This is a genomic window from Nostoc sp. DedVER02 (assembly GCF_034530675.2).
Taxonomy (GTDB): domain Bacteria; phylum Cyanobacteriota; class Cyanobacteriia; order Cyanobacteriales; family Nostocaceae; genus Nostoc.
In genome coordinates this window covers 373808-399744 of record NZ_JAVRCP020000001.1, presented here as the reverse complement: position 1 = coordinate 399744, position 25937 = coordinate 373808, and the positions used below count along the sequence as shown (strand labels likewise).

The 25937-nt window shown below is 38.7% G+C and carries 23 protein-coding genes, 1 tRNA gene and 1 pseudogene; 23 read left to right on the top strand and 2 right to left on the bottom strand.

Features of this window, described 5'->3' with window-relative positions; translation table 11 throughout:
* Positions 1–16: 16 nt before the first annotated feature.
* From RMZ41_RS01705 to RMZ41_RS01610, 20 genes and pseudogenes are all read left to right on the top strand, one after another.
* The gene (locus RMZ41_RS01705) at positions 17–1483 is read left to right on the top strand and encodes a phage tail sheath subtilisin-like domain-containing protein (RefSeq protein WP_322639797.1); all 1467 of its coding nucleotides are present in this window, start codon (positions 17–19) and stop codon (positions 1481–1483) included.
* Between the two features lie 67 nt (positions 1484–1550).
* Positions 1551–2009 (top strand): hypothetical protein, encoded by a 459-nt coding sequence (locus tag RMZ41_RS01700; RefSeq protein ID WP_322639796.1) that lies wholly within the window; start codon positions 1551–1553, stop codon positions 2007–2009.
* Between the two features lie 15 nt (positions 2010–2024).
* Positions 2025–2432 (top strand): hypothetical protein, encoded by a 408-nt coding sequence (locus RMZ41_RS01695; protein WP_322639795.1) that lies wholly within the window; start codon positions 2025–2027, stop codon positions 2430–2432.
* 100 nt (positions 2433–2532) lie between these two features.
* Positions 2533–2661 (top strand): hypothetical protein, encoded by a 129-nt coding sequence (locus RMZ41_RS01690; RefSeq protein ID WP_409874694.1) that lies wholly within the window; start codon positions 2533–2535, stop codon positions 2659–2661.
* A gap of 6 nt (positions 2662–2667) precedes the next feature.
* Positions 2668–4761 (top strand): hypothetical protein, encoded by a 2094-nt coding sequence (locus RMZ41_RS01685; protein ID WP_322639794.1) that lies wholly within the window; start codon positions 2668–2670, stop codon positions 4759–4761.
* A 62-nt stretch (positions 4762–4823) separates the two neighbouring features.
* Complete coding sequence (locus tag RMZ41_RS01680; protein WP_322639793.1) at positions 4824–5606, top strand: hypothetical protein; 783 nt, start codon at positions 4824–4826, stop codon at positions 5604–5606.
* 1 nt (position 5607) lies between these two features.
* Complete coding sequence (locus RMZ41_RS01675) at positions 5608–6093, top strand: LysM peptidoglycan-binding domain-containing protein (protein WP_322639792.1); 486 nt, start codon at positions 5608–5610, stop codon at positions 6091–6093.
* 3 nt (positions 6094–6096) lie between these two features.
* Complete coding sequence (locus RMZ41_RS01670; RefSeq protein ID WP_322639791.1) at positions 6097–9009, top strand: peptidoglycan DD-metalloendopeptidase family protein; 2913 nt, start codon at positions 6097–6099, stop codon at positions 9007–9009.
* A 113-nt stretch (positions 9010–9122) separates the two neighbouring features.
* Positions 9123–9299: pseudogene (locus RMZ41_RS01665) on the top strand (hypothetical protein); the annotation flags it as partial.
* A gap of 51 nt (positions 9300–9350) precedes the next feature.
* Complete coding sequence (locus tag RMZ41_RS01660) at positions 9351–9761, top strand: hypothetical protein (RefSeq protein WP_322639790.1); 411 nt, start codon at positions 9351–9353, stop codon at positions 9759–9761.
* Between the two features lie 38 nt (positions 9762–9799).
* Positions 9800–10144 (top strand): hypothetical protein, encoded by a 345-nt coding sequence (locus tag RMZ41_RS01655; RefSeq protein ID WP_322639789.1) that lies wholly within the window; start codon positions 9800–9802, stop codon positions 10142–10144.
* Between the two features lie 2 nt (positions 10145–10146).
* Positions 10147–11328, top strand: coding sequence for a baseplate J/gp47 family protein (locus RMZ41_RS01650; RefSeq protein WP_322639788.1), 1182 nt, complete (start codon positions 10147–10149; stop codon positions 11326–11328).
* A complete protein-coding gene (locus RMZ41_RS01645) occupies positions 11328–11882 on the top strand; it encodes a phage tail protein (protein ID WP_322639787.1) in 555 nt (184 codons plus the stop codon). The genes RMZ41_RS01650 and RMZ41_RS01645 overlap by 1 nt, the downstream gene beginning before the upstream one ends.
* A 19-nt stretch (positions 11883–11901) precedes the next feature.
* The gene (locus tag RMZ41_RS01640) at positions 11902–13230 is read left to right on the top strand and encodes a hypothetical protein (RefSeq protein WP_322639786.1); all 1329 of its coding nucleotides are present in this window, start codon (positions 11902–11904) and stop codon (positions 13228–13230) included.
* 32 nt (positions 13231–13262) lie between these two features.
* Positions 13263–14453 carry a tail fiber protein gene (locus RMZ41_RS01635; protein ID WP_322639785.1) on the top strand — a complete coding sequence of 397 codons (1191 nt, stop codon included), beginning with the start codon at positions 13263–13265 and terminating at the stop codon, positions 14451–14453.
* 56 nt (positions 14454–14509) lie between these two features.
* Entirely contained in the window at positions 14510–16750 is a 2241-nt protein-coding gene (locus RMZ41_RS01630) for a hypothetical protein (protein WP_322639784.1), read from the top strand.
* 17 nt (positions 16751–16767) lie between these two features.
* Complete coding sequence (locus tag RMZ41_RS01625) at positions 16768–17166, top strand: hypothetical protein (protein WP_322639783.1); 399 nt, start codon at positions 16768–16770, stop codon at positions 17164–17166.
* Between the two features lie 71 nt (positions 17167–17237).
* Entirely contained in the window at positions 17238–17669 is a 432-nt protein-coding gene (locus RMZ41_RS01620) for a hypothetical protein (protein ID WP_322639782.1), read from the top strand.
* Between the two features lie 132 nt (positions 17670–17801).
* Positions 17802–18080, top strand: a complete 279-nt coding sequence (locus tag RMZ41_RS01615) for a hypothetical protein (protein WP_322639781.1) — start codon at positions 17802–17804, stop codon at positions 18078–18080.
* A gap of 252 nt (positions 18081–18332) precedes the next feature.
* Positions 18333–18404 (top strand) — tRNA-Lys (locus RMZ41_RS01610).
* A gap of 221 nt (positions 18405–18625) precedes the next feature.
* On the opposite strand, the gene RMZ41_RS01605 is transcribed toward RMZ41_RS01610, so the two are convergent.
* Entirely contained in the window at positions 18626–19126 is a 501-nt protein-coding gene (locus RMZ41_RS01605; protein WP_322639780.1) for a DUF1772 domain-containing protein, read from the bottom strand.
* A 634-nt stretch (positions 19127–19760) separates the two neighbouring features.
* Between RMZ41_RS01605 and RMZ41_RS01600 the strand changes: the two genes are divergently transcribed.
* Positions 19761–21254 (top strand): flavin-containing monooxygenase, encoded by a 1494-nt coding sequence (locus RMZ41_RS01600; protein WP_322639779.1) that lies wholly within the window; start codon positions 19761–19763, stop codon positions 21252–21254.
* Positions 21255–21529: 275 nt separating this feature from the next.
* Here the strand turns inward: RMZ41_RS01600 and rppA are convergent, their stop codons facing one another.
* Positions 21530–22228 carry a two-component system response regulator RppA gene (gene rppA, locus RMZ41_RS01595; RefSeq protein ID WP_322639778.1) on the bottom strand — a complete coding sequence of 233 codons (699 nt, stop codon included), beginning with the start codon at positions 22226–22228 and terminating at the stop codon, positions 21530–21532.
* A 66-nt stretch (positions 22229–22294) separates the two neighbouring features.
* Between rppA and hisG the strand changes: the two genes are divergently transcribed.
* Together hisG and RMZ41_RS01585 are read left to right on the top strand one after the other, a co-directional pair.
* Entirely contained in the window at positions 22295–22939 is a 645-nt protein-coding gene (gene hisG, locus RMZ41_RS01590) for an ATP phosphoribosyltransferase (protein ID WP_322639777.1), read from the top strand.
* A 433-nt stretch (positions 22940–23372) separates the two neighbouring features.
* Positions 23373–25934, top strand: coding sequence for a GAF domain-containing protein (locus tag RMZ41_RS01585; RefSeq protein ID WP_322639776.1), 2562 nt, complete (start codon positions 23373–23375; stop codon positions 25932–25934).
* Positions 25935–25937: the final 3 nt, after the last annotated feature.

Below are 25937 nucleotides of genomic sequence, written 5' to 3'. Positions count from 1 at the left end.
ATGAATATAAAAAAATATGACAAGTTTGTTCACAAATTTTAAGAGTCCTGGTGTACGCATTCAGGAGACAACCCAAGGATATAGAGCGCTTGAGATTGCTTCATTTGAAACTCACTATATTATTGGTTCCTCAGCAACTGGGGCTTACCTTTATCCAACTCAAGTAAGCAGCTTAGAAGACTTCACAAATCAATTTGGTGCATCTCCTAGTGAAGCTTCAATCCGCCTTTTGTTCAGAAATGATAAAAGAGCCATTGTATTCTTTATTCGCACCCCTATTGCTGTTAGACGTACAGTTACAGTATCCACAGCCGCAGCAGGTACATACACAGTAACTATTGCTGGCACCGCAGTAAATTACGTAGCTACAGGTACGCCCACAAAAGCAGATATTGCCTCTGGTTTAATCGCTGCTGTCAACTCCTCAACAGTAGCTAGCTTAGTAACAGCAGGCGCTGGTTTGACTACTGATGCTTTGATAATCAGATGTGATGACCCTATTGCCGCTATTCCAACTCTGACAGTAGGAACCAACTTAGCTTTAACAGTTACCACTCCTACAACCCCTGCTGCAATTGATTATGTTTATGCAGTTGAAAACAGCTTTGACTCTGAAGATGCTTACACACAAGGGTTTATCTATGCTCCTGAAGCATTCCAATTACTAAGTCTGCAATCTGACCGTCAAGCAGTTGGTTTAGCTTTAGAAGCACAAGCATCTGATGAAGCTTTTGATTGGATTGCTTTGATTGACCCAGGTGTAGGTTTAACACCAGCTCAAGCTCAAACTGAAGCACTATTGTACAACTCACCTCAAGGTCACTCTGCATTCTTCTATCCCTACCTCACAGACCTTGAGAGTACTGTAGTTCCTCCTTCTGCTGCTGTAGCTGGTTTACACACAAGACGCTTCAGAGAGGAAGGTTTACAACAACCTGGTGCAGGTGCTAAATTCCCAGTTCTGGGAGTACTTGACGTAGTAACCAAAGTTAATACTCAACAGCAAGAAATCCTCAATCCAATTGGGGTTAATGTTATCAGAAACCTGAGAAACAAAGGTATTGTAGTTTGGGGTATGAGAACTCGCTCTACTAGTGAATTCTATACTTTCCTTCCTACTAGAGTCATTATGAATGTTCTTAATGGAACATTAAGATCAGGTTTTGATAATGACCTTTTCACTTCCATTGATGGGTTTGGTTTGCTGCTAAACGCAATCTCCCAAACAGCTTTCTCAGTGTGCAATAGGCTATGGAGAGGTAGATTACTCTTTGGTGCTACTGAAGCTGCTGCTTTTGAAGTTATCTGTAACTTCACCAATAACACTCAAGAAGAGTTGGAAAGAGGAAATGTAATTCTAGAAGTATATGCAGTATCTGCACCTGCTTTAGAAAAGTTGTTGGTTAGCACGGTCAGAGTCAGCATTGGTACATTGCCATTAAATCAGTCTCAGACTGTTGCCACTCAATTACCTGCTGCCTAATCTAATACCCTGTGGGCTAAAGATAAACTTTAGCTCACTTAAACTATTAATAAAATAAATAAAAAATATGGCAATTTTATCAACGATTAATCCTATTGCTAACTCTGATTTTACTATCACCTTAACTTTGCTTCCTAATATTTATTGGACAACGTTCAGTGGTATCAAGACAACTTATAAACGCCCTACATATAATGATGGGTTAGCTCAAATACAAAGAACTGGGTCAGGTGGTACACAGGAGAATGCTAATGTCACAATCAGCAAACCTTATGATCCTGAGTCTGATGATGCTATTAATAGCTTCCTTGTAGACCATGAAGACGGTGTTGCTTTTGATATGAGTGTTACTCCTATTAAACGTTCTGCAACTGGTGAAGTACAAGCTCGTGGAACTAAGTCTTGGAAGCTGACTGGTTGTAGACTTATTAGCTCAGAAATGATGTCTTCTACAGACACAGCAGATGGCTCTAAGACTTCTATGACTACTCTTGAGTTCTCTTATGAATCCGCTACATTTGCATAATAAATAATTAAGATAATGGCTAGAAAACCAGTAATTGAAGAAGTAAAAGAATTAGATAAAGTTGAGGCTGCTTTACCTGAAGTAGAGAAGTCTGGTGAATTCCAAGCTACCTACAACCAAGATGAACAAACAGTTGATTTTGAGTTAACTGATGGCACTCCAGTACAAGTTAAGTCCCCTAAAGCTAAACAGATTTTGCTACTTGAAGGGTTCATTAACACTGCCCCCCAAGAATATAAAACTGATAGCTTTGCTATGTTGAAGTTAGCTTCTCTTTGTGTTACCAAGTTTGGTGACAAAGCTAAGTTATCCTTTGAGGAATTATTAGAACTCCTTGAGTTAGAAGATATTGAGAGGGTAGCTGCTGCTATTGGTTACTTTCGAGATAAGCTTGCTTATTTGGGAAAAAAAGCTAAGGATTAGTGTTCAAGGGCAACCTTACTTTACAGTTACAGAACTTTATAAATTACTAATGATAGCCTGTGGGGGGAACATTAGTTCCTCCTACTTACAGATGCAAGAGATGGAAATATCAGACTGTCTCTTTCATCTTTATCTTTATATTGACCAGCAAAATGAGAAGGCTAATAAGCAAGAAGAAAGTAAGTTAGCTGAGTGGGGATTCTCTGGAGAGCAAATGGAAATGGTTTAATAATAAATGGCAACAAATGGCAACAATATTACAATAGTTTTAAACGCCAAAGATAACGCTTCTGGGGTATTTAAAGGGCTAACGGGGCTAATTGAGGGGGCTACCCTTAGAGCCAATCTACTGTCTAATGCCTTGTCAGCAGGGCTATCAAAAGGTGTATCAGCCTTAACAAGTAAGTTTAAAGAAGCGGCTGACATTCAGTTAAATAATATCTCAGCAGCCAGTACTTATGCTGCCTTAACAGGTCGTAATTTTGCAGATGCTGAAAAGGTATTTAGTAACTTAGATGGGCGCATCAATAAGATAGCCGCAGCCTTACCTGGCTCTACAGAGGAATACAAAAAACTAGCATTAGGAATTCAAGATAATCTGATTCCTGCCTTTGTGGATGCCAATGGTGTATTCAATGAAGGGGCTTTCCTTGATGGTTTAACTAACATTACAAGAGGCTTAGGATTCTTAGGAGCAGCATCCAATGTTTCTTCAAAAGATGTGTCTAAGTTTACATCCAAGTTTCTTGGGGGTAGTTCAATATCTGAGTTAGAAAAACTACTATTTGCTGAAAGTAACCCAGCCTTCTTAAGTTTAGTACAAAAGAAATTAGCTGAATCTGGTAAAAAGTTAGAGAATTTAACTGTTAAGGAAAGAAAACAAATACTTGAAGCAGTCCAGGGACAACTAGTTACTGAAGATACAATTAAGGCTGCTGGTAATTCAGTTAATGGATTATTAGAATCACTCAAGGATAAATTATTTAATCCCTCTCAAGGTATTTTTGGTTTACTTAAGGACTTAGATGACAAGACAGAAGGCAACCAATCAGTTCTAAATGCTTTTAATGACACCCTAAAAGTTCTTATAGGGGATAATGGATTGTTTGCTACTATAGGTAGTGTATTAGCTAAATTAGGTATTGACCCAAATGGGGTATTAATTTATCTTAAAAGGGGGATTGATGGATTTACTAAATGGGCTGAAGGTTTAAATAGTAACTTAAGTTTCCTTAACTCTTCTAGTTCTAATATTGATGAGTTGAAGAAGAATATTCAATCAACTATTTCAACTTTATTTAGTTCATTTGATTTTAGTATTATAGGAACTACCATAGCTAATAAAATCAACTCAGTTGTTGGGTGGGCTTCAACATTAGATTTTAATAGTATATTTGGTGCCATAGGTAAGCTCATAGCTGATGGGCTAAATGGGTTTTCAAAAACTATTGATATCAATAAGTTGGTAACTCTTCTATTTAAAGGGATGGTAGGGTTTGTTAATGGAGTTGGAACTCTATTAAGTAAACTAACACCTGAAAGTACAGACTTAATAGCCAAGACTCTACTAATTGGTGGGATTTTACCCTATGTTACTGCCACAGCTTTAAGTTTAGCAGCAGCAGCTACCCCACCAGGTATAGCAGCCTTAGTAGGTATAGTTGTAACTAAAGTAATTGTAGATAATTGGAAGGGTATTGTAGATAACTTTATACCTTGGTTAGAAAACATAGGTAAAGCTTTTACTTCCAGTTTTAATCTAATCAAAGATATAATTACCCTAAACATACCTGGAATTAAACAGGATGTAAGGGACTTAATTGAGGCTGTAAGGAAAGTAATAAATGAGCCATTACAAACCTTAAAGGATACCTTTGATACTTTAACTGGTAATAAAACTGATAAGGACGTAAGATTTGAGGATAACGAACAGCATAACAAACAACTTATTACTAACAGAGTAAATAAAGCTGTTGCTGAAGGTAGACTCAGCAAAGAGGCTGGGGCTGCTCAAATTAGGGCATTGGATGTACCTAATTATGCTAATGGTCTTAATGTTGGTTCCTTAATGTCAGCTATCAGTAGAGAGCAAAAAGCTGCACCTGCTGGTTCCAATATTGTGATAGCCAACTCAACTGAGGCTATTCTTAATAGACAGCAACAGGCTCAATTAGCCTCTTCTGTTAGTAGAGGTGGCGGGTTAAGTATTGGTTCAATAGTTATCCACACCGCAGCTACTAATGGTAAAGAGATAGCTGAAACTGTTATGCAGCATATTGAAGACCAGTTTATTAAATTTAGTCAAAATAATTTAGCCGCCGCTATATAAGCTTCAATTACTATATAATTCTGCCCTCCTTTAACAAAGGGAGGGTTTATTTTTTTAAATATATGTCAATCAATAATAATGTACTTAAGGGTCTACCTAATGCTGAGAGAATCACAGATATTTATGCCTATTTGATTGATGAATTAGGGCAAGTTATATATTCATTTTTATATAACCCAGAGGAGAAATCATTCAGTAGAAGTGCCAAGTATAACCAAGGTATTACTGCGTTAACCTCTATACCCTCTCAACAATATGGGTACACTTCTGGCTTAACTTTGCAGCTAGATAATTTATTACTAGAAAGTCATAGTGAAGGTAAAACTTGTAAACTCCTTCTACAGAAACTTCAAGCCCTAATGGTAGCAGACCCAGCTAAAGGTAAATATGCCCCCTCTCCTGTGACTTTTAAATGGGGTAAGGATAGCTTTGGCCCAGCAGTTATAACTGACATCAAATGGGCTGAGACAGCTTGGTTGGGTGGTGAAGTTGCTCAAGCTAGATTAGATATCACACTATTAGAAATCCCCTCAAACCAATTACCAAACAAAGCTAAATCAGAATCCACAGCAGACCGCCTACAAAGCGCTTTAAGTAAGTCAAATTTACTAACTGATAGACAAATCCAAGAAGGTAATACAAAGGCCGTAGCGTGGCTTAAAGCTAACGTTAAGAAGCTTCCTACTTATCTATCTACTCTAGTTAAATCTAACAAGTATAAAGTCTCAGTAGCCAAGAATGGGACAGTTTCAATGTTTGATAGCAAAGGTAAATCTTTAGGGACTATCGGTTTATACAAAAATGACAAGCTGGATGTGTCTACAGGGAATTTAATCAAGAAATAATATGAGTACTTTACCTTTAAAGAACCCTTTTAATATTCCCAAGAATGTATCGTTCAATGTTGGGGATTCTCTAACTAAAATTGCTAATGAAGTATTGGGGGATTCAACAGCTTGGCGTGAGTTAGCTACTATGAATGACCTTGACATCTTCAAAGCAATTGAAGTGGGCCAAACTTTAACTATTCCTAATCCAGAAGTAGCTGAACGTAAATTTAGATTGGCTGCCTCTGCTGAGATATCAAGTGTTAATGATAAAGTTCAGGCTACTATCACTGAGATTACTCAATCAAGGGAAGCACAAACCATATTAAATTTATTAGGCACTAGCCAAGAAAATATTCTCAGAGATGTAAATTTATCCCTTTCTGGATTAGCTAAAGGTATTGCCCCTACCTCACAAGATGAACTCCTTTACAAACTTAAAAGTTCTAAAGAAGGTTATGAAGCTAACCAACCTGTATGGCGTTTAATATCCTGGGTTTTATAAATTATGAGCCAATTCAATATTAATAATCCTAATTCTTCTCAACAGCTATTAGACCCCTTTATTAAAATTACTATAGGGGCTAAAGGTAGCACTGAAGCAGAAACATTTACACTTGGGGATGGAAAGCTCATTAAAGCCTCTGTAACCTTGGGGGAGGGTAAAGCTCAATCAAGCTGTAACTTCACTGTCTATGACCCTCAGAAGACCCTTACTGATAAGTTCTACACCTATGTTGAAAGTGTGGGTGGTTTAGACCCAGTAACAGCCCCTAAAGATTCAACAGCTAGCCCTTCTGTAACATCAATAACAAACTCAATAATCCCTACCGCTAATGCGGGTGTAGGTGTAACTGGTAAAGTTCTATTTGATAAGACTAAGGCTACCGTATTCAATGATACTAGTGGGTCAAGGGGTAATACTCTATACCCTGACAGAGACTTTGGTTGTGCAATGAGGTATAACAACCCTGCTGCTGCTAAACAGTTCGGTTCTCAAGGAATGTTTACTGACCTCAAGTTTGGAGACAAAGTAAAGGTCACTAATTTAGATAATGGTAAATCTGTTATCTGTGATATCCAAGATTGGGGGCCAAATCCTAGTTTAGCTGATAGGGGTATTGACCTTTTTACAAAAGCTTTTAATGAACTTACTAATACTCAAGGGTATCAAGCTGCTTATAACATTGGGATATTAACTAATATTAAAGTTGAGTTAGTAGAAAATTCCACAACTACTTCTACTTCATCAACTAGTAATCAAACTAAAGAACAGGTTGCAGTTCAACAAAGTACTCAAGTTAAGAACTCTCAGATTTCTTCCACTAAAATAAATGATTGGCCTGCTGCTTTGCTACCAGCAACAAAGTCAATTATTGTGGTTCCTGGGCATATAGCTGATGGGGCTTCAAGTAGTGGTACAAATGGTACTGCAACCTCTTCAGTAACCTACAAGGGTGAGTCTAGAACTTTAGAATTTGTAGTCAATGATAAGTTGACTGAAATGCTGCTTGCTAAACTACCTCAAGCTGGGTATACCGTAGTAGCTGCCCCAACAGTACCTACTGGTAGAAGTGATGCTGCCCGTAGAGCTTATCAGGATGCTATCAAAACTCTCAAGGAACAAACAGGGGCTTATGCTTTTGAAATCCATTGTGATGAACCTGCGGGTAGGTCAGGTGTAATTCCAGGCGGTAAATATGACCGTAGTGGTAATTATTTATCTGTAATAGACGTTGCTTTAGCTAATGAGTTTGGTGCTTATTCTTTCACCCACAGGCAAGCTTTGAGCGCACCTAGTAGGGGAATAACTATATTAGAAGTAACTAACCTTGGTGCTGCTCTAACTTCCATAACTCAGACGGCTGTTAGCTCTGGTAACTATCAAACTTTAAATGACACTTTACTACCTATTGCTCTGAAGATAATTAAAGCTTTTGATAATGCCACTTCTGGTGTAACCCCTACTTCTAATGTTGCATCCTCAGTAGCAGCTTCTCAATCACCTACTACTGAAGTTGCCCCAATTCCTAAGACTCTAGCAGGTGCTCAAGTTACAGTTGAGATGGGTTATGGAGGTAAGGCGATCGCAGCCTATAGTTTCATACACACTGGACTCAAGTTTTCTCTATTTGAACCTGATGCCCTTGAGTTTTCTGGAACTGCTGCCACTGTTGTTTTAACTCAAATAGTTAGGAATACTGTTTACACCAATTTGACTTTTAAGAAGATAGCTCAAAAGATTACTTCCAACTATGGAATGAAGCTGGAGATGCCTGAAGATGGCCCTCTATATACTAGGTTCCCCCAAAGAGGAATCACAGATTATGAGGCATTACTAATTGAAGCTAGAAGAATTGGTTACAGGGTTCACTGTGTTGGTCCAACATTGTATATAGGGCCAAGGAAAGGGCTTAAAGCTGACCAGAATGTTTTTGTACTTGAATATGGTACAAACATGGGGGTTACTTTCACTGTCTCTCATCAAGCTCAGACTTCCAGTTCAGGAGGTGCTAGGTCATCTAAACCAGGTGAAACTACCTCAGTTGGGGAGCGTAAGTTTGAGGTTGACCCTGACACTGGAGTAATGGTTCAGAAGAAAAAGGAAAGTGTTGTTGGCACAGGTGGGGATAACTTACCTTCCACCACAGGAGCTATAAGCCCTATTCCTGCCCCTACAACTACAGGGGCTACTGATACTGTTGATAGTCAACGGGTGAGTGATGAAAACAGAATTAAAGGCATCTTAGCTCAAGCTGAATTCCCCACCACACCTGAAGCGTTGACACTTGACCCTGACACCTTATTTCAGACTAAAGGTGTTAGTAAATTCCTTGACAGAATGTGGGTAATTGACACTATTACCCATACCTACTCTGGTGGAAGTTTTGTAAGCAGAGCTAGTTGCTATTCTCCTCTGAAAAACAAATCTGCTAGTAGTGATATTCCTTCAGTTAAATCTATAGGCAATCCTGTAATTGGGGCTGCACCTAGTAATGCTGGAAGTAATGGGTTTGACCCTAATGCACCCCAATTTATCAGACCTATGAGAAGAGGAGTTGTAACCAGTAAACATAGGAGTGAAAATCCAAAGCGGCCTAACCATAAAGGCGTTGATATCTCTTCTGTAAGTGGTAATGGTTCTGGTAGTCAAGTATTAGCTGCTGCTGCTGGTACTGCCTCTGTATTTCTTAATAGTAATACTGGCTATGGCAACTATGTAGATATTAACCACGGAGGTGGCTGGTTAACCCGCTATGCCCATTTATATTCAATAGGTATTACTAACGGTCAACAAGTAACTCAAGGACAGATTATAGGTATAGAGGGTAATTCGGGAAATAGCCGGGGTACACATCTGCATTTTGAAGTAAGACTTAATAATCTCGATTTAAATCCCCTCAAGTTTGTACCTGCTTAAAGTGAATTATAAGTAATGAATAACATATTTGAAATACTCAACCAATCTAAAAAAGCAAATCAAATCGCGCTTGACCAACAAGGTAGAATACCTACCCTTCTTTAGGGGTAGTAATTGATAACCAAGATGAACTAGGTAGGCGCAGAATTAAAGTATCTTTTCCCTCATCCCCTTCTTTAGAAAGTGACTGGATTAGAAGGCTTGATATTGCTTCTGGAGTAGATGCTAACTTACCTCCCATTAATTCAACAGTAATAGTTTTCTTTGTAGATGGTTTAGAAAGTAATGCATACTACCTACCCATAATTAATGATACTAACCCTCCCAAGGATAAAGAAGATGTGGTTAATGATTATCACTCCACCATTCCTGGAGATAAAAATGTTTCAGTAAGTGGAGCTGACACTTTAAATGTAAATGGTGAAGTAGCGATTAATTCTGAAAAAAGCATAACTTCCACAGCTACAGAAGATGTTAAAGCTTACTCTAAAAGAAACATTTTTATGCAAGCTATTCAGGCTATTACTTTAAGTGCAGCTCAATATATCTTATTGCAGGCAGGTACTTGGGCGTTTAAGTTATATAGCAACGGAACAAGCGAGATGACTGGCGGGGTATTAACTATTAATTGCGGTGGCTGGGGAATTAATTTTACTAACTGTTCCACAATGTCAATTAATGGTAAGCAAATCTGCACACTTACTGCCACCACTAATGATGGAAAAACAGTAGTTTCAAAGGGTTGGAGCTAAGTAATGGGACACCCATATATATTAGATAACAGAAATTTATGATAACTCAAGGTATTAACTTTCCCCTTACTATCGACCCAGTAAGGGGAAATCTTGTTGTGACTAGTGAGGCTGATTTAATTAAAGGACATATCTTTAGTTGGCTTCAAACTGAAACTAATGAAAGGGTAATGGTTCCCAATTATGGGAGAACTGATTCCTTATTTACTAGTATCTCAAATATTAACCTTATCACTTCTGAATTTAAAACAGGGTTAGAGAAGTATATCCCTGATGCTGAATTTGAAGTTGAAGGAACAATCAATGACCAAGGTGAAGCTGTAATCTTAGTGTATTGGTCGTATGGAGAACTTGAACAAAATCCTATAAAAATAACTATTTAAATATGGCTGACATTATATTAAATTCAATTTCCCTTGACCAACGAAATGAGGCAGAGATTGTAGAACAAGCTAAATTAAAGGTCTACAATGCCTCTGGCGGCCTATTAAATGATTTTACTGAGAATTCCCCAGTTGCAGCTTTAATACAAGGTCAAGCCTTTGCTGGGGCTGAATTACTTTACTATGCAAATCAATTACCTTTAGCTTTAGTAATCGACTTTCTTAAGATTACTGGAGTTACCCGTAGCTCTGGAACCAAAGCTAAAACTACGCTAACCTTTACTATAAACTCCCCTCAAAATACTATATTTACAATTCCTGAAGGGTTTGAAGTAGTTGATAGTCAAGGTAAACTTTCATTCTTCACTAATGCGCCTCTGGTAATTCCTGTAGGCTTAGTGTCAGGTAGTGTAACTGCTACTGCTGAGGAAGTAGGTTCTGATTACAATATCTCAGCATACTCTATTACTGGAATAACCCAACCATTAACTTACCTTGCTGGTGTCACTAATATTGAAGCTGCATCGGGTGGCTCAGATTTAGAAAGTGAGGCTTCTGCTATTAATAGAGCGCTTACTCAAATTAGACTTAAAAACTTAGTTTCTGCTGATGATTATGAGCAAGCTGCTGAAATCTTATTAGGGGAAGGTTCAGTCTGTAAAGCTATAGGTTTACTTGGTGGAGATAAGACTACAAGAGAATTGGGTGCAGTTCACTTATTTCTCCTAAACTCAAATGGGGAACCTGCCAATGATGCTCAAATTAACTATGTTAAATCTGAGTTGTCAAATAGAATTCAACTGGGCACTGCTCTCTATGTTAGTCCTATTGAGTTACTACCCATTAGTGCAGAATTACAATATAATTTGTCTCCCGGTGTTAACCCAGAAGAAGCCTTTGATACTCTATGGGAAGCATACCAAGATTATTTAAATCCTAGTTATTACCCATTAAACAAAGACATATTATTCTTTGAAGTTGGTTATGCTCTGAGGAACACGGGTGTAATTGTAGATGGAGGAACCCTCAGCATAAATGGAACTCCTTCTAATATTCCTATACCAAATAACTATACCCTACCTTATGCTTATTCCCTATTCATGCAATTAGTGGATAAGAATGGGGTAGTGTACGAAAGCCTACGCGGGGCAGGTGAATCAATTTCATTCGGAGGGTTTGTATAATGCAAACCTCTGAATCTTGGGCTACCAATAAGCCTATATATAGTAGATTACCTGAGTGTTATCAAACTAATGAAGTTACTGAATGGTTAACAGATTATTTTGATGAGTTACTGGTAGATACCAAGGCAAAAATTGATGATTTACCTAGACAGTTAGACCCCCTGTTATCTGACCCAGAATGGCTAGATTTCTTAGCACCCCTGACTGGGTTTACAGGAGATTATTGGGATAAAACCTGGGCAACTGAAACTAAAAGATTATTAATCTCTAACTCATTCATTAATATTTGGGCTAACAAAGGGTCTAAAGAAGTATTAAGCCTAGTATTAAATTGTTTTGGTATACAGCACTTAATAACTTCTAGAGGCAACTTTATCTTAGGAACTTCTACCACTGGAGACCCATTAGGAACTAGTGCTTGGGAATATATAATTTACCTCCCAACCGCATATAAATATGGGAATAAGTTTAAGTTAACTCAAAAACTTAATTCCTTATATGGCCCCTGTTGGTGCAGTAGTGAAATTATATTTAATGACGATTATATTCCTTAATTTTAAATAATATAAACAAATGACTCAAATAGTAGGAACACTAAAAGATTCTGCTGGAAATCCTATTACAGGTAAACTTATTGTTACGCTAGCTGGTACCTTGATTGATGAGGCTACCAACCCAGACACAATCTATCTACCTCAATCATATACCTTCAGCATAACAGCAGGTGCTCTTGACATAACCCTGCCACAATCTGAAACTTCAAGAATTACTTATAACTTTCAATTCTTTAAAACTGATACTGGAGGGGCATTAATTGAGCCTGCATTACTTAATTTTAATGCTTTGGTTCCTAATGTTAGCCCAGTTCAATTTGCAACGCTAGTACCAACAGGAATCGTAAATGATGTACTTGATACTGGGGCTTTAAGAGTTGCTAGGTTAATCTCAACTACCCCAGCGCTTGCTCAATCCATTGGTGGCCCATTTCCCCAAGGTGAGTATAACCCCACTACTACCTACAAATTTAGAGATTTAGTTACCTATCTAAATAGAACCTACATTTCAAAAGACCTAAACCCAATTACAGGAGTATTACCAACTAATACTACCAGTTGGATGAATATTCCTATTGAACCAGATGGTAGTCTGCTTTTGGGTGATGCTACCCCTTATGGGACTTCATGGAATGGTTCAGGTTTGGCTGCTTCACAAGACACTGTATATGATGAGCTGGAATCGGTTAAATCTAATGTTTCTTTAAAAGCCAACTTGATTAGTCCTATTTTTACTGGGGATGTTATTGTACCTGACCAAACAGCAGGTGACAACACCTTTAAAGCAGCAAATACCAGATATGTTGATGCAGGTTTAGCTCTTAAAGCTAACTTAGCCGGCCCAACTTTTACTGGAAATGTTGTTGTACCATCTCAACCTGCTGGGGACAACTCTACAAAAGCTGCTAACACTAATTATGTTGATACAGGTTTAGCTCTAAAGGCTAACTTAGCTAGCCCAACTTTTACTGGAGACCCCAAAGCACCTACCCCAGCAACAACTGATAATGATACTTCAATAGCAACAACAGCATGGGTTAATAATGTTTTACTAGATAAAATAAAACAAACTAGTGCTAATAGTAATAACGTAATAAATCTACCTAACAATTTGAGGGTATGTTACCAAAGTTCTGTCGTGACAGTAAATAGCTCAGGATTAGCAACAATAACTTTTGGAATAACTTTTGCTTCCCCTCCAGTAGTTGTTTTAACTAATGGAGATGCTAGCGCTACTACAACAAATTTTAGATTAAACGGTTTCCCAACAACCACAACATTTACATTATCAACAAGTGTGGCTAGTATTCCTGTTAGGGTTAATTGGGTTGCTATTGGTTCAGTTTAATTATACAAAAAATTATTATTAATTAAAAATATATGAGACCTATTCTACAAAATGGGCAAGTTTTTACTGCTGAAATTGCTAATGCTATTGCTAATCCTATAGTTGATGGTGCTGATTTTCTTGGTCATGGCCCTAAAGTATTAGATGAGTACCTTGATGATACCCCAGGTCAAATTAAATCAAACTTCTATAGTTTCTATAACCGCTTAAAAGTTAGTTACCAGTCAGGTTTAACTTTCAACTATTTAGGTGGGGTATTACTATTATCAACTGGTGCGCTAGTCAGCATTAGCCCAGGTTCAATCAATATTCCTAATAATGTTACCAGATTCATTTTTGTAGGGTCTGATGGAACTGTACAAGCTGCCTCAAGTCTCCCTAATGAATCTTTCCCTATGGCTAAAGTTACTACCGCTAGTGGGGTGCTTTCAGGAAATGTAATTGACCTACGAAATAAAGTAATTGACAGAGTTACCCCTAGCACCATTCCTGTTACTCAATTAATCCCTCCTGGGGCATCAATGGAGTTCTCTGGTTCAATATTACCTTCAGGTTGGTTATGGGAAGATGGTAGTTTCTATGCCCCCTCTACATACCCTGAGTTATTTGCAGCAATTGGTTACACTTATGGTCAGTCTGGTACTAACTTCAGAGTACCAGATAGTAGAGGTAGAGTGGCTGTAGGAGCTGGTACTGGCACAGGCTTAACCAATAGAGTGCTTGGACAAACAGGAGGATTAGAGGGTGTTACTTTAAACCTAGCTCAAACCCCTAGCCACACTCATGGAATAAATGACCCAGGACATAATCACTCTGTAAATGAATCTGCACATTCACATGGATTAAGTGACCCAGGACATGCTCATGGGGTATATGACCCAGGACACGCCCATTCTATTTATGCAAATACCACAGATGGTAACTCAGGTCAAAGAGACCAAACAGATGGGTTTTTAGCTAAAGTAAATGTTGCCATAACCGGGGAGGATGTTGGAGGACAGGGCTATATAGCCACAAATTTAAATGGGGTGCAATTAGTAACCAATAGTGCCTCAAATATTGGCATCTATGCTGCTGGTACTGGTATAGGTATTGGTAGTAATAAAACTAATGTTAGCTTAAACCCTGCTGCTTCAGGTATTACTATTAATGCCCAAGGTGGTAACGGTTCCCATGAAAATATGCAACCTTGGTTAGCAAAAAATAAAATTATTAAATACTAAAAAGTTAAGGTTCACTTTATTAATTTAAAGTGACCTTTTTTATTCATAAAATAAATATGCCAACTCAAAGAATTATTAAATCTACATTTATTGGGCTAAATAATGAACCCCTAAGAAATGCAGTTGTTCAAGTAATTCACATGAAGGGTAATACTATTGACAATATAGAGTACCCTCAAGTTACTAAAAACTTTATCACAGATAGAGAAGGTAAAATAAACTTTACTCTCTGGTGTAATGAAGAAGGTGAACGCGCATCTTTCTATAGATTTGTTCTACCAGGGGGTGATACTTTTGATGCCATTGTACCTGTAGGAACCTCTGACTTAGAATTATCTGTATTGCGTGAAGGTGGTGGTGATTCCTCTGCACCCCAACATCAGTCAGTGATATCCTTCATATTATCTAGCTTACAAAATACCCTTATCCTTGCCACCCCGTCAGCTCCAGGAGCAGTGAAGATTAACTCTTCTTCTGCTGACCCAGTTGTATATCTTAAATCTGAAACTGACAGCCTTCTAAGCAGTAAAGCTAATATCTCTACTACTTACAATAAAACTGAAGTTGATGGTTTAATTGGGACTAAAGCTAACTCTTCTGATGTTTATACAAAAGCTCAGTCTGATACCCTATTATCCAATAAAGCTAATACCTCTAGTACTTATAGTAAAGCTGAAGTTGATAATCTGCTTGCTACCAAAGATGCTATCTCAGAATTAGTTGACGTTACCATTTCTTCTGCTAGTAATGGCCAAGCACTAGTTTACAATAGCTCTACTTCTAAATGGATTAACCAATCTCTCCCTGCTGCTGGAGAAACAAATACTGCAAGTAATGTTGGTGTAGGTGGGGTAGGTTTATTTAAACAGAAGACAGGTGTTAATTTAGAATTTAAAAATATTAATGCTGGGTCATCCAAAATTACTGTTAGCAATGACGCTGCTAATAGTGAAATTGACATAGATGTAACTGAAGCTAATTTGACTCTCAGTAACCTGGGAGGAACCCTTTCTGTGGCTAAAGGTGGAACAGGTAGCACAACTGCATCTGCTGCCCTTACTGCCCTTGGAGCTGCCTCTACTACTTCATTAACATCACATACTTCTAATACAAGCAACCCTCACTCTGTTACTGCTGCCCAAGTAGGTGCAATCCCTACCACAGATAAAGGAATTGCAAGTGGAGTAGCTACTTTAGATACTGCTGGTAAAATACCTGACTCCCAAATACCTGATGCTATTACAAGAGATACTGAGCTTACTACTGGGTTAGCTACTAAAGCAGATACAACTGCATTGACTTCTCACACTAGTAATACAAGCAATCCTCACAGTGTAACTGCTGCTCAAGTAGGTGCAATTGCAACTACTGCCAGGGGTGCCGCCAATGGAGTAGCAAGTTTAGATGCCAGCACTCTTATTCCTATTGCACAAATACCTACTACCATTGCTAGACAAAGTGATTTAACAACTCACACTACTAATACGTCTAACCCACACAGCGTAACTGCTGCTCAAGTTGGTAACACAACTGCTCAATGGAATGCTAGTCAGATTAGAGGGATAAACGTACATACCACTGCTCCCACTAATGGTCAGGTACTTAGTTTTAATTCCACTAATAATAGATATGAGCCAACTACTGCTGGTTCTAGTAGCATAGCTTCGCTTACTGATGCAACTATTACAAGCCCTGCCCAATCACAAATACTTATCTACAATGGTACAAGTGGTAAATGGGAGAATAAAGTACAACCCAATTCTCACCCTGGATACAAGTCAGGTTTATCTTATTTACATACAGATAAGGTGCCATCAGCAGGTACCCTAAGTTTAACTACCGGATCTCTTAGATATAGTATATTTTATGTTGCTTACCCAATTACCATAAGTCAATTTATAGTAAACGTGACTACTGCTGCTGCGACTGGTAGTACTTTTTTTGGGGGCATTTATTCACATAATTTATCTACCGCTTTACCTGATACTTTACTTGCAAGTAATACTGCCCTCGCTGATGCAACTGGTAATAGAGCTTTTACTATGTCTCTATCGTTAAACCCTGGTAACTATTGGATTGCTTTAAGTAATAGTGGTAGCCCTACGGTTACCTCAACTGGAACTTCAAATACTTTTATAGGTAGCAACTTTAATTTTGGAGCCAGTAGTGTACCTATTGGGTCTAATAGCTTTGGATATAGTACTAACTATACTCATGCTGCTTTACCCACCACTGCCCCCACATCCACTTTATTTAATCTTAATATCTCTCCTCTCTATTGGTTAACAATAGCTTAAATTAAAGGAATAATAGAATGGTTATTGAACGTAGATATTTTCAAGATAGTAATGGAGTTACTAAATGCTTTGAGTTTGATGAGTGGGCTACATCTTATGAAACTTTATATTATGAAATTGATTGTAGTTTACCTAGCCCTACTAGAGAAGCTACCCCTATACCTGACTGGGCAATGTATGAAGCATTGTATTGGAAGTTTAGACATGAAGACTTTCTTTACTATAATTCTATAGCCATGAGTTTGGGCTATAACACTTATGATGAGTATATTCTTGATTATCCAGAAAATACTATTACTAGCCAAGCTTTTGAACAGGAAAGAACCCAAAAGATTAATGACACAATGCCAACTATAACAGACCGTCAAGCTTTTATTGATTGGTATAGAAGTCAAACAGACTTATTTGAATGGTAACTTAATATTTAACTTTCAGCCTCCTTAATTGGGGGCTTTTTTTTGTAAATTTGTAAATACACCCCAATAAGATGACTCAGCCCACAGACAAACCCCAAATTATTAAAGAAACTAACTATATTAAAATGTCTACACAAATAGAAAAATCTCAACTTGCTAAAGAAATAAATTATATTAATCTATCCCCTGATACGGAATCTAAAATAGTTGACCAAATACTAACCCAGAGCGCTGGAGTTGGCTTAGGAATTATTGTCACCATATTAAGTTTAGTACTCCTAGCTAGATGGGTAGGGATAAATAAACTCATTATCAAATGGGTGGAAAAGTTAGAAAGTGACACTGAAAGTTTTAGAACTCTTGCTAATTCTGTTCAAAATATGTCTATTGATAGTAAAGCAAATCATAGTACTTATGTGACTGACCACACTAAAATTATTGAGGAAGTCAGAGAAGTAAGAGAAATTACTAAAGAAATCTTATACAAAGTTGACAAACAATAAGCTAAGTTTGTTGATTAAAGGTTGCTTCTACTTTACTTCACTAGACTAAGAAACACTATAAGTAATTTCCCGAATGTATTGTCATATTAGCTGGGGTAGCCTTAATTAATAAATTTTCAATTGTTTCTAAATATGAAATACAGCAACCTCGTTCTAGCTACTTTACTATCACTTACTTCATCAGCAATACTTCCAGTTTTAGCCCAAGGTTCCTTAATGGATAGGGAGTTGAGGCGAAGAGAAAGAGACTCTGAGCAGCTAGATGTTCAAAACCAAATAAGATACCTTGAAACTCAAGCTACTACCACCAAACAAGATGAACAACAAAAACAATTAATTTTAATTGGATTTGGCATATTAATTGTAGGTGGGTTATGGCTCTATGATAAAAAATCAAAATCTCCACCATAAATTCTGATGGTAAGCAACAAAGAAAAACATAAATAAACAATCACTTAGCTGAGGTTGCCGCTTGAGGTGTATACTAATCTGATTGAGAGATATTTGAGAGATACCCCGCTAGAGTCAGACATTTAGGCGGCTCAATTTATGTAGAGAGTGGAGTCGGTCAAACCACCTTCACCATTAAATTCCCCCTTTAATTCGTTTTTTAGCGCGGCACTATCTAAATCGTCAGAAGTATGCTATGATGATTATTCGTGTGGGTGACTAGCTCAACGGTAGAGCAGTAGACTCTTAATCTATTGGTTGCGGGTTCAAATCCCTCGTCACCCACTTTTAAAGTATTGTAACTTGTTCATCAATAATTTAGACGGGAATCTGGTATAGTGCCCTTCATCAAAGTACCTGATGTGGAAGAGTAAAAAGTATAGGGCATGGAGTTACAGGTTACAGCGCTTCCGGCTATTATGGAATACAGTTTTCCTCTTACCCCTTTCTTCTCACAGCTTTGAGAATGTACCTAATAGCCCCTGGAAGTGCTGTATTGTCCATTCCTATTGCACTGTTCGATCGCAGAGCGCGATCGTCAACAATGCTGCTGCCCCAAACGCTGCTATTGTCCTAACATGGTTCCAAAGCGTCCAATTGCTTAGATATCTAGCCCACAGGTTTGCACCCTCAGTACTATCTGGTTTGACGATCGCCAAGGCATCATTGAGCGGCACATTAAAGGCGATTGTCACCAGAATTGTCCCAACGAGAAAAAGCAAGCTACCAAACAGCAAGTAGATTGTACCAGGTTGATGCCACTTTGACAGCGAAGCGATCGCCAAAAAGAGGCAAGCGAAAGCTGTTCCAAAGAGCGCTATCATAAATAACGGATTGATCGCTGTGATATTAATCGACTGCATGGCAGCAATGCCTTCCCTCGGCTGAAGTCGAGCAAGAGCATTCATTACAAAAGTCGAGAAGGCAAAGAAGACTCCGGCCACAAGTCCGCAGCCCAAGGCAGTGAACAGTTTTAATGCAAAAAGCAAGTGGTCAACAGTTATCATAAACTTAACATTTGCGTAGTTTAATACGACGTTACAAATAAAATTATTGTAATAACAACAGCTTGTGCATTTGTTACCAAAACAGATGCAGACGTTAGAAATAAAGTTGTTGTCGTTACTACAGCTTGTCTGTTCGTTACCAATGCTTATTCTTTAGTAACAACAGCTTATGCCTTAGTTACCAACATAACTTGTTTTGTTACCACAGCCAATTTCTTTGTAGCAAATTCTAATGTTGTCGTTTCTAGCAAGATAGGCAATATTCCACAACCTTCTGCAAAATTTAGGAATCCGGTTTAATTTGGAGAAAATATACGTAGGATGTGAGCGCCCAGAGTATGGCATCAAACCCGTGATAATAGTGCGTTACGAACTCTGTTCTAATACCAATTCTTTGTGAGGCTGCGTCAAATTCTCTTAACTTCTTTCCTTGTTTGTAATAAGAATTTCAGAGAGTTATTGCGTAAGTCCTGATTCAATTAAGTTTTGAATTTGCGAGTTATCAAAACCGCCTTTGCAGATTAAATTGATAACTTGCGTATAAACAGGTTTTTTTGATGTTATTTAAATAAATAAAACCTGCTGTAAATTCATCTTTACAGAAATTATTGCGAACTCTGCTAAAAAAAAGAATATGGAAATCAAGCAAATTTGCGTGATTGGGGCTGGAATTAGCGGTCTGGTGACAGCGAAAACTTTTGTTGAAGAAGGCTACAAGGTTACTGTATTTGAGAAACAAAAAGGACTTGGTGGTGTTTGGGAACAATCTCGAAGTTACCCAGGATTAACAACCCAGAATACACGTGACACATATAGTTTTTCCGACTATCCCATGCCTGCATCATACCCAGAGTGGCCCACAGCAGAAGATATGCGGAATTACTTAAATTCATACGCCCAGAATTTTGGGGTTCTTGAGAGAATTCGCTTCCAAACAGAAGTTACCAATGTTTCCCGCAAAACTGGAGAACAACCAGGATGGGTAGTTACTATCAGAGTGAAAGATGGTAATGACAATGAGACAAAAGAGGAAAAGCACGAATTTGACTTTGTACTAGTGTGCAACGGCACATTTAGCATCCCGAAGTTACCTTCTTTGCCTGGTAGAGAAGAGTTTGTCGCATCTGGAGGACAGGTAATTCATTCTACCGAATTTAACGATGCTTCAATTATTGAGGGGAAGCGGGTAGTAGTAGTGGGTTTTGGCAAATCTGCCTGCGATATTGCGACTTTGGCGGCAAATATAGCCAAAAAATCCACCCTCGTCTTCCGTAAACCGATGTGGAAGGTTCCGAGATTTTTCTTGGGTTTAGTAAACCTGAAGTATATTTTATTAACTCGCTTTTCAGAAGCTTGGTTTCCCTACCGTCAGATGGGACGGGTTGAAAAATTACTACACACTCTGGGGAAGCCGCTAGTATGGGCTTTCTGGCGCACTAATGAGATGCTGATACGCCTGCAATTCGGGCTTGATAGTTGCGGAATGTTGCCCGAACTACCTCTAAATGTGGTTAACTGTACCATTAGCATCGCTCCCCCAGATTTCTTTAAGTACGTACACTCTGGCAAAATTCAGGCAATTAAAACGAGCATCGCCAAGTTTATCCCTAATGGTGTGGAATTAGCAAGTGGTCAGCAGTTGCAGGCAGATGTAGTAATTTTTGGTACAGGATTTACTCAAGAACTTCCCTTTCTCGAAGAACAATATCGCCGACAGATAATTGATGAAGATGGTAATTTTAATCTTTATCGTTATCTGATTCATCCTAATATTCCCCAGATGGGTTTTGTTGGCTATAACAGCAGTTTCTATAGTCAGTTGACATCAGAAGTTGGTGCTTGGTGGCTACTAGAGTATGTCAAAGGCAATTTGTTATTGCCTTCGCCGTCAGCAATGTATCAAGAAATGGCAGCAGATATCAATTGGATGAAAACTCAATACCATAGTGTTGTAGCGAGGGGGACATGCATCACCTCCTTTTCTTTGCGTTACACTGAACAAATCATGGAAGATATGGGTGCAAATCATCAACTTGGTATCTGGAAGGGAATTTCACAGATTATGATGCCTGTAGATTTATCCTTGTACAACAAACTTCGACAAGAATTGAAGGCGCAAAAACAATAATTCGTAATTCGTAATTCGTAATTCGTAATTCGTAATTACAAGACGTTTGCGGAGTCGCTACCGCAATGCTATTGATGGTAGTTCACTAAATTAAAAATGAAGTGGTGTTTATATCTTTTTTAATTTAATACGACGTTCTGTTAAAGTTAAAACTCAACGAACGGCAGAGGACACAGAGAGGAAGAAAAAATGCTTAACCCAAACGTATTGCTTTCTTTTTAACTACGAATTACGAATTACGAATTACGAATTACGAATTACGAATTACGAATTAGTTAAACTGACTCCACTGAAGAAGCACCAAAACGATAGCCTTTGCCGTAGACTGTGTGAATCAGTGCAGTTTCTTTACCTACCTCAATCTTACGGCGCAGCAAACGAATTAATGCCGCAATCACATTACTACTGGGTTGTTCTTCCTCTGTCCACAAATTTTCCATAATTTGAGCATGAGTCATTAGTTGTCCAGTGTGTTCCATAAAATATTGCAGCAACTGGCTTTCTTTTTGCGATAACTCAATTATTCTTCCTTGGCGATAGGCGACTTGATTTTCACAATCGAGTTCTAAATCAGCGACGGTTAAACGTCCGGTGGTGGTTTCATAGATTTGAGAACCAGAACGACGCAATAAAGCCCGGACTCTAGCTAGTAACTCCCGCAGTTCAAAGGGTTTAACTAAGTAGTCATCAGCACCAGCATCTAAACCTTGTACGCGGTCATCTAAAGTATCTTTAGCTGTGAGAAACAGTACGGGAGTAGTTTTACCTTGTCGTCGCAATTGCTGACAAATTTCTAACCCCGTTTTTCCTGGCAGCATCCAATCTAAAATTAGTAGGTCATAATTGCCTGTTTGCGCGTGTTCGTTGCCACGTGTGCCATCGAAAGCGGCATCTACAACGTAACCCTCACGAGTTAACAGGCGACTCAAGGGTTCAGTTAATTCAACTTCATCATCAACTAATAAAATTCTCATGCTGCTGTGGTAAGCATATAGAGATATTATTCAACTGCCAGAACTCCAAGGATATTAAGAAAAAGAATGCTGACTGTTGCATTGCCAAAAGGGGAACTTCTTAAAAATAGCATCCGCTTGCTACAATCTGCGGGATTAGATTTTAGTGCTTTTTTAGATTCAGGAACTCGCCAACTTCAAATTCCTGATACTAAGGGAGTTGCAAAAGCTTTGTTGGTACGGGCGCAGGATGTGCCTGTTTATGTAGAATATGGTCAAGCACAATTGGGTGTTGTTGGCTACGATGTGCTACGGGAGAAGCAACCGCAAGTTGCCCACTTGATAGATTTACAGTTTGGGTATTGCCGGATGTCGGTGGCGGTAAAAGCATCGAGTTCTTACCGATCGCCTTTAGATTTACCTCCGCATGGTAGAGTTGCTTCAAAATATGTAAATTGCGCTCGTGAATATTTTCACAGTCTAGATTTACCTGTAGAAATAGTCCCATTGTATGGTTCAGTGGAATTAGGCCCGATTACTGGAATGTCAGAAGCGATCGTGGATTTGGTTTCTACAGGGCGGACTCTGCGCGAAAATGGTTTGGTTGAAATTGCTACTCTCTATGAAAGCACGGCGCGGTTGATTGCCCATCCCCTGAGTTACCGTATGAACACGGGTAATCTTAGTGATGTGATTGCCAAGCTGCGAGAAGCTGTTTTGGTAAAAGTTTAACAGTTGTAGGAGAATTCAGGAGTCAGAATTCAGATTTTTATTGACAAAATCATGATTTTTATCAACAAAATCATGATTTTTCTTACAATAGCCTTTGGTGTGTTGACAAATGACTAGTACCGCAAGGCGGAATTAAAAATTGAAAATTAAAAATTAAAAATGAATACAGTGTAAGCGTTTCATAGATGTGAAATGGGTGGTTTACTTCCGCCCTGCTGTACTAGTAATAGTCTGCAACAATTTAATCTCATCATACAGACTAAATTTGTTACACTAAAGTTAATGCAATCGTAAAAGTACGACATTTAAACACAATTCCCTGAACAGCCAGAGGCGGGAAAGTGACTAAGAATTGTTAAAAAAGTTAAGTTACTCTTGAGACAGTCATGCTGCTGACTGAAAATATTACACCTAAATTTATTAATAAAAGTTAATGAACGCTGAACAAATTGATACAGAAATGGCGCGGCTAGAAGCCCTCCGCCAGTATCAAATACTTGACACCGAACCCGAAGAAGCTTACGACAATCTTGCTCAGTTAGCGGCATTTATTTGTGGTACTTCCATCTCTTTGGTAAATTTCATTGATGAAAACCGTCAATGGTTTAAGGCAAAAGTAGGTTTAGATGTATCAGAAATGCCCCGGTGTGTTGGCTTGTCTTACCTTTGCCAAGAGCAACGTCAGGTTGTGGTAATTCCTGATACCTTAGCTGATGAAAAGTTAGCCGATAATGCAGTAGTCATTGGCTATCCCTACGCGCGGTTTTATGCAGGTGTGCCCTTAATTACCCCCAAGGGAGATATAGTAGGAACTCTGTGTGTTATTGACCAAGTTCCAAAAGAATTGAGCCAAAAACAAGTTGAAGCGCTTGTGGCTCTAGGTCGCTTGGTAATCGACCAATTAGAACTTAGGCGTTATGTAACTGAAATATCTCAAGTTACTGAAAAGCTAATGGCGCAAGAGCAAGCAGCCCGCGCCCAGTCTGAAGCTGCAAGAACTCGCATCAATAATCTTCTTGAAAGTATTACTGATGGGTTTTTTGCCCTGGATAAAATGTGGCGCTTCACCTATATTAATGGTCAAGCAGAAAGGCTATTGCAAAAAAAACAAAGTGAGCTTCTGGGTAAAAATATCTGGGAAGTGTTTCCAGAAATTATTGGCACAAGATTTTACCATGAGTATCACAAAGCAATCTCAGAACAAGTAAGTGTGGAATTTGAGGAGTTGTATCAGCCACTAAATTGCTGGCTTCAAGTCCACGCCTATCCTGCAAAAGATGGTTTGTCTATTTATTTTCAAGATATTACTGAACGGCGGCGAACAGCAGAAGCACTACGCGAAAGTGAAGAACGCTGGGAATTAGCGTTACATGGTAACAATGATGGTATCTGGGATTGGAACCTCAAGACTAATGAAGTGTTCTTCTCAACTCGGTGGAAGGAAATGCTCGGTTATAAAGACCACGAAGTTTCCAACGATAGGGATGAATGGACAAAACTAATCCACCCCGATGAGCGAGATTGGGTACTTCAAGCCTTCCAAGACCACTTTGCCAAGAAAACACCGTTTTATGTCTGTGAATACCGAGTCCAGTGCCAAGACGGTAGTTATAAATGGATTCTAGATCGAGGACAGGCACTTTGGGACGCATTGGGTGATATAGTTCGCATGGTGGGTTCTTATACAGATATCACAGATCGTAAGCGGGCAGATGAAGAATTAAAACGGCAGAATTTACGATCGCAATTATTTGCAGAAATCACCCTGAAAATTCGAGAATCTTTACAAATAAATGAAATTCTTCAAACTACGGTGACAGAGGTACAAAAGTTACTACAAGCTGACCGAGTTTTAATTTTCCGACTGGAAGCTGATGGTTCGGGAACAGTAATACAAGAGGCGGTGTTACCTAATTGGCCGATAATTTTAGGAGAAAATCTGCTCGACCAATGCTTTAAAGAAGAATATATAGAAAGATACCGCCAAGGAAGAGTCAGTGCCATTGAAGATGTTCAAGCTGCTCACATTCAACCATGTCATCGAGAATTTCTTCAGCAGTTTGCGATAAGAGCTAACCTTGTAGTACCGATTCTTGTCAGAGATAATATTTGGGGCTTGTTGCTGGCTCATCAGTGTGCCACACCTCGCAAGTGGAATAACTTTGAGACAGAATTGTTAAAGCAACTAGCTAATCAAATTGGCATTGCTTTATCTCAAGCGCAACTATTAGAAAAAGAAACCCAGCAAAGTCAAGAACTCGTCCGTTCTAATTCTGAATTGGAACAGTTTGCTTATGTAGCTTCCCATGACTTGCAAGAGCCGTTACGGATGGTAACAAGTTATTTACAGCTACTAGAGCGAAGATACAAAAATCAACTTGATGCCAGTGCCGATCAGTTTATCACCTACGCAGTAGATGGGGCGCGGCGAATGCAGACCTTAATTAACGATTTGTTGAATTATTCCCGTGTCAGTACCCGTGGACAGCCTTTTAAGTTAGTTGATTGTGATGTAATTTTACAGCAAGCGATCGCTAATCTCCAAATTGCGATCGCAGATAGTCAGGCAATTGTCACTCATGATACTCTACCTGAAGTCATGGCTGATACTACCCAATTAACACAAGTATTTCAAAACCTGATTGGCAACGCCATTAAATTTTGCCAGAATCAGCAGCCACAAATTCACATTGGGGTAGCCAAGCCAAATGCAAATTCAGACGAAGAAAGTTTAAATTCTATACCATTGGCAGATGAATGTTTGTTCTGGATACGTGATAATGGGATTGGTCTGGAATCCCAGTATGCTGAACGTATTTTTATAATTTTTCAGCGCTTGCACGGTAGAGACAAGTATCCCGGTACTGGAATTGGTCTGGCAATTTGTAAAAAAATTATAGAACGGCACGGCGGCCGGATCTGGGTTGAGTCGAAACCGGGTCAAGGCTCGACTTTCTACTTCACAATTCCAGATAGGGCAGGTAAACAATCGTGAGTA